The sequence below is a fragment of the Kitasatospora sp. NPDC059648 genome, assembly GCF_042734825.1.
Classification (GTDB): domain Bacteria; phylum Actinomycetota; class Actinomycetes; order Streptomycetales; family Streptomycetaceae; genus Kitasatospora.
Genome location: NZ_JBHWDU010000035.1, coordinates 61,583 through 74,934 on the forward strand (window position 1 = coordinate 61,583; position 13,352 = coordinate 74,934).

The window sequence follows — 13,352 nt, forward strand, 5'->3', positions numbered from 1 at the left end:
GCCCAGCCGCCGGCTGACCCGCGCGCGGTCGAGTGGCAGCGCATGCACGCCGTCGCCGCCGTGTTTCACGTCGAGCACGGCCGCCCCGACCCCACCGACAAGGCGAAGCACGGCGAGCTGATCTCCTGGCTCACCCGCCAGCGCCACCTGAACGGCCAGGGCCTGCTCGACCCTGCCCGGGTCAGCGGGCCGGATGCGCTCGGGATGATCTGGTCGAAGAACACAACGCCTGGGAGCGCGGCCACGCCCAAAACCGTGATCACCCGGGTGTTGAACGGCGGCCTGCTGGGATGACGGCACCGGGCTGACGATGGTCCGGTCGTCGTCAGCGCGCGACGGCAACGACGCGCCGGCCGTGCTGCCCCGAACGCGCCGGTCGCCTTGAGGCCGCAAGGTCTGGCTCGCGGCCCGCACCCGTTCGGGCGGGGTCAGCGGTTGGGGTGCCATTCGGCGAGGAGGACGGCGGCGTCGTCCCGTAGGTGCTGGTTCTGGTGCAGGAGGATCTGCTGGATCAGGCGGCGTAGCGCCTCGGGCGCGGGGAGGCCGTCGGCCATGGCCCGCACGATGGTGTGGGTCAGGCGCTCTTCGCCGAACAGTTCGCCGTCGGCGGAGCGGGCCTCGGTGACGCCGTCGGTGAACAGCAGCACGCGGTCGTGGGGTTGGAGCTGGAGGGTGTGGACCTGCGGTGGGGAGTAGGAGCCGCCCACGCCCAATGGCAGGTGCGGGGTGCGTTGGAGTGCGCCGGGCACGACGTGGTGGTCGCGGATCAGCAGCGGTGCCGGGTGGCCGCAGTTGATCCAGTCGAGGCGGCCGGTGACGGTGTCGAGGTCGGCGATGACGCAGGTCAGCAGGCGTTCGGGGATCCAGCGGGCCAGGGTTTGGTCGATCCTGTCGGCGATGTCGGTCAGGCTGCCGCCCGCGTGCCGGGTGGAGCGGCATGCCGCCAGCGCCACGGCGCTGCAGCCGCCGGAGGCCAGGTCGTGGCCCATGGCGTCGAGCAGGGTCAGGTGCAGGCGGCTGCCGGCCAGGCTGTGGTCGAAGGCGTCGCCGGCGACCTCGTAGGCCGGCTCCAGCAGGGCGGTGGAGGTCACCGCAGACGTCCCGATCGTGCGCGGTGGCACGAACGCCCACAGCAGTTCCGCCTGCAGTGTCATCGGCCGGGTGCGCATCGTCTGGGCCAGGACGTCGCTGTAGGGCTGCTTGGTTGCCACGATCATGGCGGCCAGTGAGGCGAGAGCGGTGCATCGCTCCAGCAGCGGCTCGTCGAGGACAGGCGCGGCCACCTGTAGAACACCGACGCGGCCGATACCGTCCACCAGGGGAAGCCATCCCACCCGGTCTGCACGGGCGCGGGCCGCGGCGAGCTGCACCGCCTGCGTGCGGTACGCACGCCCGGCGAGCGAGGTGTCAACGGACAGCTTCTCCAGCTCCACGGGTGCGCCGGCGGCGATTCCCGGTGCCTGGGCCGGGGTGGGCAGGGCGACCAGGTGGTGCTGCTGCACGTCCGCGAGGTAGATCCGTGCCTGGGACAGCCCCAGGCGGCGCCCGGCGTCCTCCACCAGCTCGGGGATCTCACGGGGGGCAAGGCGGTGGCAGGCGGCCAGCACGTGGGCGAGGACCTCCCCGAGACCGTCCTGGACTGACACGAGCGCTGCCCCTTCCCCGTCCGCGCCGGACGGCTCCGGCGATCTCCTCATCATCACGCCACCCAGCTGACGGCGACTCAACGGCGCGCTGCGTCAGCCGCGGACCATAGCCGTGTCGGCGCCCTCGCTCCGAAGCACACCGCCGGTGGTGCCCGCGCTTGGGGGGGAGTGCTGCGGCCAACCGGCGCAGGCGGGACGGGTGACGGGTGGCCGAACCGAACCCCCGACTGAACAGCCGCACAGCCTCCTCGTCGGCGCAGCGGCGGTCGGCCAGGCCGCCGGGCGGGCGGGCGCCTGGAGGACCGCTGGCGGAACTCCCCGTGCGCCTCGGGAGCTTTGGGCTCGCTCTCACGTGGAAGGCGCGGATCGACGATGCTCGACTGGTCACCAGGTTCGCCGAGATGGAGAAGGCTTCTTCCGGTGCCAGGATCGGCACCCTGGAGCTACTGGCCCTGTTTCGCCGCCATGGTGGCCGCCGTCTCGGCGCCCGGGGCCCGGCGCCCCCGGCGCCCCCGGCGTCCTGGGCGCTCCTGGGCCCCTTCCTGGGTGTGACCTGTTGGCAGTTTGACCGCACCCCGGGCCAGTGGCAGCTTGGAGGGTCTGCACGATCTCGCGCCCGGGCGGTGACTTGAAGGTGCTGATCGGCTGTGCGTGACTGGGAGAGGGTGACGGCGGGCCGACCGACATCGAGGTGCTCCGGATGGGTTTCATCGGCACAGTGGGGCTGGTGCTCCACCCTGAGCGCACGTGCGCGCCCACCGTGGACGCGGTCGTCCGGTGGAGCCGGGCCCGGGGCGCGAAGGTCCTGGGGCTGGCGGCGGAGGTGGCACGGATCGGCTGCGAGGCCGTACCGGTCGAGGCCGACGAGATGGCCGCGAGCGCAGACCTGGTGATCAGCCTCGGCGGAGACGGCACGATGCTGCGCGCGATGCGGCTCGTGGTCGGTGGCCACGCGCCCGTACTGGGGGTCAACGTCGGACGGCTGGGGTTCCTCGCCGAGGTCGACATACCGGAGCTTCCCGCCGCACTCGACGCCGTCGACGACCACCGGTTCACCGTGGAAGCCCGCTCCGGCGTCCACGCCCGGTTCGGCGATGTCGGGGAGACGGCACTCAACGACGTGGTGCTCCTGCGCAGCCCCGGGCACAGGTCCGCAGCCGTCGCGGTGGTGGTCCAGAACCAGCCCTTCGTGGCCTACACCGCAGACGCGGTCGTCGTTGCCACGCCGACCGGTTCCACCGCCTACAGCTTCTCCGCCGGCGGCCCGATCGTCTCTCCGAACGCCGAGGGGCTGCTGGTGACGCCCGTAGCTCCACACGCCGCGTTCAACCGGTCCGTCTTCCTTTCCAGCGGGGAGGTGCTCGCCCTGGAGGTCCAGCCGCGCAGCGGTGATCTCGCCGTCGAGGCCGACGGCCTCCTGGTCGGCCACGTCTCGCCGGGCGACGTCGTCGAGGTGACGATGCTGCCCGGCGCGGCACGCGTCGTACGACTCGGCCGCACCACCTTCTACCAACGGGCCCAGCGCAAACTGCGACTCACCGGCTCGGCGGAACTCGGCTGACCTGGGTCTGGTGGCGGTTCGCGGTCCGCGGCTGCGGGTTACGGGTCCGACGGGCGGCGCCGGCGGGCGGCGTTCCCGTCGGCCCGCCGCCAGGTGGCCGAGGCGCGGGCCGGCCCGCCGCGGTCAGGAGTGCCAGGTGTACTGCATCCGAACGGAGTACACCTCGCCCGGCAGCTCCACCGCCCCGCCTCGGGCAGTGGCCGGGCCAGGAGCACGGAGCGCGATGGCGGACGGGCGACGGGGCCGCCACGCCGCGCGGGCTCCGGGCGGCCGGTGACGCGGACGCGGGTCGGCAGCGACACGCTGGACCCGCTCGTCCTGGCCCGCGGCTCGTGACGGGTTCCGTTCTCCCGTACCCCGCTTCCGTCCGGGTGCGGGAACCTCGAACCCCGGCAGAATCGATGTGTGTGCGGGGGGCTGCCTATGTGAGAGGACCATGTCATGCCCGACTTCCACCCGAAGCACGATCACGTGATCGTCAAGCCGATCGGGGACTCGACCCCGCAGGACCCGGAGAGGTGGAAGGGCGAGGTGGTGGCGGTGGGGCCCGGCCGGCAGCTGGAGAGCGGCAAGCCGCACCCGGTGGACGTCAAGGTCGGTCAGAAGATCCTCTTCCACAGGCTCTCCGGATCGGAGATCGAGGTGGAGGGGCAGGAGTACGTCGAGCTTCCCGAGGACGAGGTCCTCGCGCTCGTCGCGGAGTAGGGACCGGGCGCCGGGCGAACTCCGGCACCCGACGTCCTCGATCCCGACAGCCCCAGGTCCCGAGCCCTTGGAGGTTCCCGCCATGATCGAGCAGTCACCCGCCCGGATCGGCGTCACCGGACTGGCGGTGATGGGCCGCAACCTGGCCAGGAACTTCGCCCGCCACGGATACCGCGTGGCTGTGCACAACCGCACGCAGGCGCGGACCACGGCGCTGCTGGAGGAGTTCGGGCATGAGGGCGAGTTCGTGGCCGCCGGGACCACGGAGGAGTTCGTCGCGGCCCTGGAACGCCCCCGTCTGATCGTGATCATGGTCAAGGCCGGGGCGCCGACCGACGCGGTCATCAAGGAGCTGGTGCCGCTGCTCGACGAGGGCGACGTGGTGGTGGACGGCGGGAACGCGCACTTCCTCGACACCAGGAGGCGGGAGGCGGCCCTACGGGAACACGGACTGCACTTCGTGGGAAGCGGGATCTCCGGTGGTGAGCAGGGCGCGCTGGAGGGGCCGAGCATCATGCCCGGCGGTACACCGGAGGCCTACCGGGTCCTGGGGCCGTTGCTGGAGGACATCGCGGCCAAGGTCGACGGCAAGCCCTGCTGCACCCATGTCGGACCGGACGGCGCCGGTCACTTCGTCAAGATGGTCCACAACGGGATCGAGTACGCCGACATGCAGCTCATCGCCGAGGCGTACGACCTGCTGCGGCACGGGGCGGGACTGCAGCCCGACGCAATCGCCGAGGTCTTCCGGACCTGGAACGCCGGGCGCCTGGAGTCCTACCTGGTCGAGATCACCGCCGAGGTCCTCGCCCACACCGATGCGGCGACCGGGAAGCCCTTCGTCGACGTCGCGCTGGACCAGGCCGAGCAGAAGGGCACCGGCCGCTGGACGGTCCAGAGCGCGCTGGAGCTCGGCGTGCCCGTGAGCGGGATCGCCGAGGCGGTCTTCGCCCGGGCGCTGTCCGGCAGCGTGCCGCTCCGGCAGGCCGGACGGGGGCTGCCCGGTCCCACCGAGACGTGGCTCGACAGCGCGGCAGCGGACCGGTTCGCGGCCGACGTGGAGCAGGCTCTGTACGCCTCCAAGATGGTGGCCTACGCCCAGGGCTTCAACCAGATCCAGGCCGGCAGCGCGGAGTATTCCTGGCAGATCGACCCCGGTGAGATGGCCGCGATCTGGCGCGGCGGTTGCATCATCAGGGCTCGGTTCCTGGACCGGATCCGGGCCGCGTACGAGGCGGACCGGGAGCGTCCCACGCTGCTGACCGACGCGCACTTCCGGGAGGCGCTGGGCTCCGCGCAGTCGGCTTGGCGACGGGTCGTCTCGGTGGCGGCCCAACTGGGGGTGCCCGCGCCCGGCTTCGCAACCGCGCTCGCCTACTACGACGCCCTCCGGGCGGAGCGTCTTCCAGCCGCACTGGTGCAGGGACAGCGGGACTTCTTCGGCGCGCACACCTACCGCCGGGTCGACCGGGACGGGGCCTTCCACACCCGCTGGGAAGTCGATGGCCGCCCGGAGGAAGAGCGCTGATACCATCAACCACCCTACGAACAAAGGCGTTTCACCGGTCCCACGCAGGCCGGAGAGCGGCCTCCACCGGCCGGTCGCCCCTGTTCCGAGTCGCTTCACACCGCGGGGCGCAGGTGGTCCGGGCCGCACGAGCCCGGTTGTCGGGTGGGACCGAACCCTTCCGCGACGGCGGTCCGTTCCGGGCCGGGGCGTGGGGTCGCATCGTTGGACGTCCAGGGCGGCGGGGTGACGGCTGTCTCGGCTGCCTGTAGAAGGGGGCTCTGGGAAACCCAGGTTGTTCCGGGCCTGGTTGGCCCGAAGGCTGGTGGCGAGGCTGTGGTCATGACCGACAGCAACAGCGATGTGACCAGCTTCCACAACCGTGTCGTCCTGATCACCGGCGGAACCAGCGGGATGGGCTTGGCCACCGCGCGTCTGCTCCTGGAAGCCGGCGCCGATATCGTCATTACCGGCCGCGATGATGCCCGCCTCGACCGCGCGGCCGAACAACTGGACAAGGTGTCCGACCACGGTGCCCGGCTGTTCACCGTCCGGGCCGACTCCGCCAGCCTCACCGATCTCGACCGCTTGGCCGCCCTGATCCGTGAGCGCCACGGACGACTGGACGGGGTGTTCGCCAATGCCGGGGTCGGAGTGTTCCAGCGCAGTGGCGAGGTCACTGAGCAGGACTTCGACCTCAGCGTCGACGTCAACTTCAAGGGGGTGTTCTTCACGGTCCAGAAGGTTCTACCGCTGGTCAGGGCGGCGGGTGGCGGATCCATCGTGATCAATGCCTCGTGGACACTGCACCGGGGCCTGGGCGTCGCACCGGTGTACGCGGCCACCAAGGCCGCCGTCCACAATCTGGCCCGCACGCTGGGCAGTGATCTCGCCGGGCGTGGTATCCGGGTCAACTCGATCAGCCCGGGCTACATCGTGACCGAGATGTTCGATGCCGCCAACCCGGACCCTGCCTCGCACGATGCCATCCGCTCCCAGGTGCCGCTGGGGCGGCTGGGCCAGGCCCAGGACGTTGCCGAGACCGTGGCCTTCCTTCTCTCCCCGCGGTCGTCGTACATCACCGCCCAGGACATCGCCGTCGACGGGGGCCTGGTGACCGCCGTCCCCGCCCCCTGACGCTGGGTGGTAGCTGCCTGGCCCCGACAGGGCCAGGCAGCCGCCCGTCACGACCGGCCACAATCGTCGTATGAGCACAGCGATCAACCTGGGCGAGTTCCTCCGCACCCGCCGCTCCCTCCTGCACCCCGAGGACGTTGCCCTGCCGGACTTCGGAGGCCAGCGCCGGGTCGCGGGCCTGCGCCGCGAGGAGATCGCGCAGCTCGCCGGAGTGAGCGTCGACTACTACACCCGGATGGAACAGGGCCGCGTGCCCAACCCCTCAGGCGCGGTACTCGACGCCCTCGCCCGCGCACTTCGGCTGGACGGCGATGCCACGCGGCACCTGCACCGCCTTGCCCGACCGCAGTCCGCCGCCCGGCACGTTCCCCGGCACGAGGCCCGGCCGCAACGCGTGCGCCCCATGCTCCAGCGGTTGCTGGACGATCTGGTGGACATGCCGGCGATGGTGATGGGCCGGCGCATGGACGTACTGGCCTGGAACACGGCAGCGGTCGCTCTCTTCGGCGACTTCGCGGCCCTGGACCGAGCCGAGCGCAACATCGCCCGGATCACCTTCCTCGACGAGACGTCCCGGGAACTGTATGCGGACTGGACCTCGTGCGCCCGCGAGAACGTGGCCTACCTCCACCTGGACGCGGGACGGCACCCCGAGGACCCTCAGTTGGCGAGCCTGATCGGCGAACTGTCGATGAAGAGCGAGGACTTCCGTCGCTGGTGGGCCGAGCACCCGGTGCAGGACAAGACCTCGGGGACCAAGCGATTCCGCCATCCGGTGGTCGGCGATCTGGAACTGGCCTACGAGACCCTGCGCGCAGCGGACGACCCTGATCAGGCCTTGATCACGTATGCCGCCGAGCCGGGCAGCCCATCGCACGACGGCCTGCGGATGCTGCTGGCCTGGGCCGGCATGGCGGTGCATCCATAGGGGTCCGTGGTGGAGCAGAGGAATCCCTCGAAGCCGGGCGGCTGCCCCGACTCAGGACCGGGCGCTGCTGTGGTGTGTAGGTGTGCAGCTCGTCGCTGATGCTGACCGTCCCGTACCGGTCGGCGAACGCCCGGTAGTCCTCGGGCAGTTGGAAACCGAGCGCCTTGGGCCCCTGCTCCCACGGGACCGGGACCACTTCGTCCGCGGGCGGCAGTCCGATCACCGCGCCGAGCCGGTCGCGCGGGGCCAGGATCCGGTGGCCCCGCGCGATCGACTACCGGGAGAAGTAGGTCTTGACGCTCACGGCTGGTCCACCTGAGTACTTCTGGACGGCCGCCCTTGCGTCTCCCAACACAGTCACAGAAGCAGTCCCCGCGGCAGGAACTGTGGTCAATTCACCGATCGGCACTACTTCAATCGCCTGCTGGGACGCTCCGGGTGGTGGCTGGTCGTAGACCAGATAGACGACGCGGACCGACACGGCCGTCTTGTTCGGGTTTTTCAGGATGACCTGGTCGAATGCATCAAATTTGGTCAGCGGCTGACCTGTGGAGTCCGCCGGTTGCGCCTCGACCGGGGATGCGCTCGCCAGAAGGTCTGCTGCGGCAGTTACTTTGACGCTCACTTTGACGTCGGCGACCTGTCTGGCGTCAGCCCCATGGAAGGCCAGAACGTCGTAGCCCCCACCGGGCTGGACGACGAGACTGCCTCGGTCGCTCCCGTACGCCGTGGTGACCTGCACGTCGGGCAGATCCTTGCCGCTGCTGTCCACCGCTGTGATCGTCAGGGTGGGCACCACGCTGGTCTGCCCATTGTTGTTGATAGCGAGAGTCTGGTCGATGTACTCCTGCTTGCCCAGCGCGTGATATCTGAAGGACAGCGATGCGGCTGCCGGGCCTGTTGCAGGGGTATGTGTGGCTGGTGTCGAGACCGTCGGTGCCGTGTTGGCTGTGGCGCCTCCGGATATGGATGGCCCCTTCGCGGGCGTCGTAGAGGCACCACTCGGGTCGCAGCCGGCCAGCGCGGCGACACCGAGGACGATGCCCACAACCGTCCGGATGCGGAGGGTGGGAGTCCCCCGCCAGTTCCGAACGAAAGATCGATCATTCCTTGGCATCGCCGGAGACTAGCGCAGGCGGAGGACACAGGGGGCGACGGACTCTGTTCCTCGTTCCCGACTCAGGTGGCGGGGCGGCCAGCCGGCCTCGGGAAGTTGCCCGCCCCGGACGGCGGAAGCGACTGGCTCCGCTACTGCCGCCCGCTCCCGAACGACGCCACTGCCATCCCGGGCGACTGCGGCTTCCGGACCGAGCGGCCCTGGCCGGCATCATCTACCTACTGCGCACACGATTGCCGACGGCGGGTTCATGGCGTTGGCCTTGTGCTCCGGGGATTGGGCCGATCAGCCGTGTGGCCGGACACGCCCCACGGGCTCGGTGGCCACACCGGGTCGTGCTCAACAGGCCGGCGGACCGTTGCGACGAGTCGTCGCAATGCGGCGTGGGCGGGCGGGCCCCAGGTGACCTTGCCGCCGGGGCGCCCATGGATGCCGGCCTCACCGATGAGGATGCCGCTGAGGGCGCGCAGCACCGCCCAGCCACGGGCGCGGCGCAGGGCCGTGATGTCCGGGGACGGCTGGTAGGCCCCGAAGAAGCGGTCGGCGGCGCCGTCCGGCAGCAGTATCCACGCGGCGGCGAGGTCGCAGGCCGGATCGCCCGTGCAGAGGTCGCCGAAGTCGATCACGCCGCAGAAGGTGCCGTTGGTGGTGAGGATGTTGGCCGGATGCAGGTCGCCGTGGAGCCAGAGTGCCGGGCCTGTCCAGTCGGGTGCGGCAACGGCGTCTTCCCAGACGGCGCGGACGGCGTCCGGGTCGGGGATCAGCCCCATGTCGGTGGCCGAGGCGAGCTGCTCGGCGAAGCCTTCGGCGTGGTCGGCCAGCGGCCCCCCGCGGCCACGGCCGCTGGGGGCCGCTGGGGGAGCGGGTCGGTGAAGAGCCGTCAGGAAGGCGGCCAAGCTGTCGGCCGCGTTCGCAGCACGCGTGGCAGGGACGCGGTCGGCGGGCTCGCCCGGCACCCAGGTGGTGACGATCCAGGGCCGCGGAAACCGCTCGGAGGGCTCGCCGAGACGCTGCGGAACGGGGACCGGCAGCGGAAGGTGCGGGGCGAGAACGGGCAGCCAGGCGTGCTCCTTGCGCAGCAGCGCATCGGCGGACTGTGTCGCCCAGGGCATTCGTACGGCGAGGTCGTCGCCGAGCCGCCACAGCTGGTTGTCCCAACCATGCGCGCCGAGCCTCACCGGGCGATCGGCCAGGTCGGGATGCTGGTCACGCAACAGGTGGCGGACCAACTCTGCTGTGACCTCGATCCGGGTGGTCATGCGGAGCAACGGTAGTCGGGCAGCGGTCCGCCCGTGGAGTGGCTGGGGTGATGTCGCCGATCCGCAGGGTTCCGCGCGGCGCGGTCTTCCGTCCTGCTCGGCGGAGCGCTTCGTCGCCGACGGGTGGCTGTGGTTCCCTCCCGTTACTTCGGGTACGTTGCCAGTTCGAACACACCATCAGGGGCAGCGTTGACGGATTCGTCGTTGGACTTGGCCGACCGGTTGGCCAGTGCCGTGATCGCCGGGGACACCGACACGGTGCGGGCATGCCTGGAACAGGGGGCAGCGCCGGACACCCTGGACCCTGACGGACTGCCTTTGCTCTGCACCGCCGTGGCCAGGTTCGACCACCTCACCGCCGAGGTTCTGGTCGACGGGGGCGCCGACCAGGACCGCGAGCTTGCGGACGGCAGCACTCCCTTGCTGAGGGCGGTCGACACCGGCTCCCCTGCGCTGGTCTCCACGGTGCTCGGAAAAGAGCCTCGGCTTCGCCTGCCCGAGGCTTCCCAGCGGGAACTGCTGGACCTGGCCCGGCACTGGTACGAGACGGGCGTGGTCGAAGAACTGCGCAGGCGGACCGGAGCCGCAGAACCGGCTGTCAAACGCCAGGTCGACGACCCTGACGGCGACACGATCGACGAGTTCTCCCTCGGTGGGCACACCGTACGGAACGGCCACGGGGCCGTCCTCACCCACCTCGAGTGGGCGTTCGGCGTGTTCCCGTCCCTCGACGAAGTGATGGCACGCGCCGTTCCGCACTCGCAGGACGGGGACAGCGACTGGTTCGCGGCCGCCTACCACCTGGGCCAGCGCCGCGGCCCGCGCATTTGGTCCGAGCTCACCTCGCTCCGGCAGCACCCCGACCCCGTGTACCGCCGCTTCCTCGCGCAAGTCATCTGGTACCGGAACTTCTGCGTGTCGGTGGACCGCGCACCGGACGTCGCCCAGGACGTCGACTTCCTGGCCTCCTGGGCACAGGAGGAGTCAGACGGGCAGGTCCTCGCCGCCGTCCTGGACATCTACGCCGGCCACGGGCATCCGGAGCAGGAGGCCATCGGCCTGCGGTACACCGGCCATCCGGATCCGAGCGTACGCAGCGAGGCCGTGTTCTGTGTGAGCCGGGAACGGGCCGCCCGCAGCGACGCGGCCACATCGGCACTGCTCGGCCTCGTCCACGATCCCGAGTCCCAGGTCCGGGCCTGCGTCGCCCAGACGCTCGCCCCGCGGTTCACTCCCGACAACCGACTCGAACCGGTGGTTCGGGACGCCCTGCTCCTGCTGGTTCGTGACGGCACCCTCCTGGTACGGCGTCACGCCGCAGAGTCCCTCTCCGGCTACGACGACCGCAGCGTCCCCGTCCTGGACGCCTTCCTCGCGCTCCTCGACGAGGAGGACAAGGACCTGCGTCTGGAGGCGGCCTGGGCACTCGCCCGCCGCGACCACCCGCGAACCGAGGAGGCGTACGAGCGGGTCGGACCGCTCGACGCGTTCTCGGAGCACGACCACCGGACTTCAGGCCTCTGGCACTACCGCGCGCGCAATCGGAGCGACCAGGTCTGACAGGCCGCCGCCGTGCACGTCTTCGGCATGGTCGGCGGTTTCACAGTCCACACCACGTGCTCGGTGCTCTGGCGGTTGGTCACCTCGGCGGTTTCGCGGCACGCTCGGGGTAGGCCGCGCCGACGTACCGCGTGGCGGTCGCATGGGTGATCCCGAAGAGCCGCATGAGCTTGAGGGATCACCGGTGGCGAAGGATTCGTCGAGCTCGTGGGCCTGACGTATCTGCTGGCCCTGTCCTTGCCCGCAACGGACGGCCCACGCAACGCCGTGAGCTCACTGCCCCGGGCCTTGGCCGCGGTGCTCGTGTCGCCGGGGCACTGCGGTCGTTGAGCACCGCGCGGGCGTTCCCACCAGGACGCGCCCGCCGGTGCCCTGCACTGCCCGGTACGTACACCCCCCACGGCACCGGGCCTGTATGGCACCGCTGCCAGGGTCGGCCGGCTGGACGGGCCGGCCGACCCTGGCAGGTAAGGACATCTCCGAAGTCCCGCGCGATCACCGGCGCCACGGGCCTTCTGGACGCTAGCCAACCCGACTGCGGTGGTCAGGAGCGATCGAACAGAGTGACTGCGCTCTGCGGTGCTTCCTCGCCGAAGAAGATCTCCAGGTTCTGCGCCGAGCGGCTGGCGGCGTCGCCACTACGCAGGAACAGCCGCTCTTCGTAGGCGGTGAGCGCGACCTCGACGTCGGGTTGCTCAACCAGCTTGCTCGCCAGGTCCGCGCCGTCGTACATGGCGAGGTTCGCACCCTCGCCGGCGAAGGGCGACATCAGATGCGCGGCGTCGCCGACGAGCGTCACACCGGGCACCCTGTCCCACTTGAGCCCGACGGGCAGGACGTAGATGGGTCGGAGCCACGGTTCCACGTCGCTCTGTGTCACGAAGGCGGTGAGCAGCGGCGACCAGCCATCGAACTCGCCGGCAAGTTGGCGGAGGCCAGCGGACGGGTCGCCGAAGTCGATCGACCTCATCCACTCCTCGGGCTTGTTCAGCGCCACGTATCCGCGCACGCGCCCGTCGGCGTAGCGATGCGCGATGATGCCTTTGCCCGGCGCGACCGCCATCAGCGTGCCGCTGCCGATCGCGGCCACGCTCGCCAGACAGCCCTGGCCGCCCGAGGCGAGGGCGATCTCGACGAAGCAGGTTCCGCTGTAGACGGGCTTGGCGGGGGTGAGCAGCGGACGCACCTTCGACCAGGCACCGTCCGCGCCGATGACGATGCCGGCGCGCGTGGCGGAACCTTGCGCGAAGGTGAGGTCGTAGCCGCCCTCCACACGGTGCCGGATCGAGGCGAGCTTGTGACCCCACCTGATCGTCCCGGGTGCCAGCGAGTGGATGAGCAGGCGCCGCAGTTCGCCACGATCCACCTCTGGACGGGCCGAACCGGGGCCCGCAGGCATGTCGAACAGCATCGTGCCGTGGCGGTCCACCACGCGCTTGGCATCCTCACCCGGGCGGACCAGAGTGAGGAACTCGTCGTACAAACCGGCTGCGCGAAGCGCGACCTGTCCGGTTTCTACCTGGATGTCGAGCAGTCCGCCTTGCGCACGGGTCTTCGCCGAAGCCTCGCCCTCGTAGATGGTCGCGGCGACGCCGTGAGCCTGAAGCACCCGCGCGAGCGTCAGCCCGCCCAGTCCTGCTCCGACAATGGCGATGGTCCTCTGCATGCTGCGCTCCTCTGTTGCGCCGACACGCGTCGGCGGTGGTCAGCGCCAGAAGCGGACGGGATGCCCGATCTCGGCAAGGAGACGCTCACCGATCAGAACCATCTGCATCGATGTACGTGCGATGTCCGGCGGGTGGACCGCGGAACATCGTTTTTCGCGACCTCGTGACTATACTGATCTCGGCGCTTCAAGGTGATTGGCCTGTTTGCGTAGCTGACTGACGGTCATTTGCGCGCTATGCCGTTGGTATGCGCTATGCGGATGGG

10 protein-coding genes and 1 pseudogene are annotated in these 13,352 nt (G+C 70.5%); 7 read left to right on the forward strand and 4 right to left on the reverse strand.

Translation table 11 applies throughout. The annotated features are described in order from the left end of the window. Positions 1 to 39 precede the first annotated feature (39 nt). Positions 40 to 294 (forward strand): annotated as a pseudogene (locus tag ACFV1W_RS21630) (helicase associated domain-containing protein); the annotation flags it as partial. A gap of 134 nt (positions 295 to 428) precedes the next feature. Here ACFV1W_RS21630 and ACFV1W_RS21635 read toward each other — a convergent pair. Beyond that, entirely contained in the window at positions 429 to 1,646 is a 1,218-nt protein-coding gene (locus ACFV1W_RS21635) for a PP2C family protein-serine/threonine phosphatase (RefSeq protein ID WP_380418827.1), read from the reverse strand. Between the two features lie 727 nt (positions 1,647 to 2,373). Here ACFV1W_RS21635 and ACFV1W_RS21640 point away from each other — a divergent pair. The 5 genes from ACFV1W_RS21640 to ACFV1W_RS21660 all read left to right on the forward strand — a co-directional run bounded on the left by ACFV1W_RS21640 (position 2,374) and on the right by ACFV1W_RS21660 (position 7,484). Further along, a complete protein-coding gene (locus tag ACFV1W_RS21640) occupies positions 2,374 to 3,207 on the forward strand; it encodes an NAD(+)/NADH kinase (RefSeq protein WP_380418828.1) in 834 nt (277 codons plus the stop codon). Between the two features lie 441 nt (positions 3,208 to 3,648). Next, a complete protein-coding gene (locus ACFV1W_RS21645) occupies positions 3,649 to 3,912 on the forward strand; it encodes a hypothetical protein (RefSeq protein ID WP_380418829.1) in 264 nt (87 codons plus the stop codon). A gap of 82 nt (positions 3,913 to 3,994) precedes the next feature. Then, positions 3,995 to 5,440: an NADP-dependent phosphogluconate dehydrogenase gene (gene gndA / locus ACFV1W_RS21650; protein WP_380418830.1), complete on the forward strand. Its 1,446-nt coding sequence runs from the start codon at positions 3,995 to 3,997 to the stop codon at positions 5,438 to 5,440. A gap of 321 nt (positions 5,441 to 5,761) precedes the next feature. Next, the gene (locus tag ACFV1W_RS21655) at positions 5,762 to 6,556 is read left to right on the forward strand and encodes an SDR family NAD(P)-dependent oxidoreductase (RefSeq protein ID WP_380418831.1); all 795 of its coding nucleotides are present in this window, start codon (positions 5,762 to 5,764) and stop codon (positions 6,554 to 6,556) included. A gap of 70 nt (positions 6,557 to 6,626) precedes the next feature. Further along, positions 6,627 to 7,484, forward strand: a complete 858-nt coding sequence (locus tag ACFV1W_RS21660) for a helix-turn-helix transcriptional regulator (RefSeq protein ID WP_380418832.1) — start codon at positions 6,627 to 6,629, stop codon at positions 7,482 to 7,484. Positions 7,485 to 7,758: 274 nt separating this feature from the next. On the opposite strand, the gene ACFV1W_RS21665 is transcribed toward ACFV1W_RS21660, so the two are convergent. Together ACFV1W_RS21665 and ACFV1W_RS21670 are read right to left on the reverse strand one after the other, a co-directional pair. Further along, on the reverse strand, positions 7,759 to 8,532 hold the full coding sequence (locus ACFV1W_RS21665; RefSeq protein WP_380418833.1) for a hypothetical protein: 774 nt from the start codon (positions 8,530 to 8,532) through the stop codon (positions 7,759 to 7,761). A gap of 317 nt (positions 8,533 to 8,849) precedes the next feature. After that, positions 8,850 to 9,860, reverse strand: coding sequence for an aminoglycoside phosphotransferase family protein (locus ACFV1W_RS21670; RefSeq protein WP_380418834.1), 1,011 nt, complete (start codon positions 9,858 to 9,860; stop codon positions 8,850 to 8,852). 204 nt (positions 9,861 to 10,064) lie between these two features. Between ACFV1W_RS21670 and ACFV1W_RS21675 the strand changes: the two genes are divergently transcribed. Next, positions 10,065 to 11,420: a HEAT repeat domain-containing protein gene (locus tag ACFV1W_RS21675; protein ID WP_380418835.1), complete on the forward strand. Its 1,356-nt coding sequence runs from the start codon at positions 10,065 to 10,067 to the stop codon at positions 11,418 to 11,420. A 544-nt stretch (positions 11,421 to 11,964) separates the two neighbouring features. Here ACFV1W_RS21675 and ACFV1W_RS21680 read toward each other — a convergent pair. Continuing rightward, positions 11,965 to 13,086, reverse strand: coding sequence for an FAD-dependent oxidoreductase (locus ACFV1W_RS21680; RefSeq protein WP_380418836.1), 1,122 nt, complete (start codon positions 13,084 to 13,086; stop codon positions 11,965 to 11,967). Between the last annotated feature and the right edge of the window lie 266 nt (positions 13,087 to 13,352).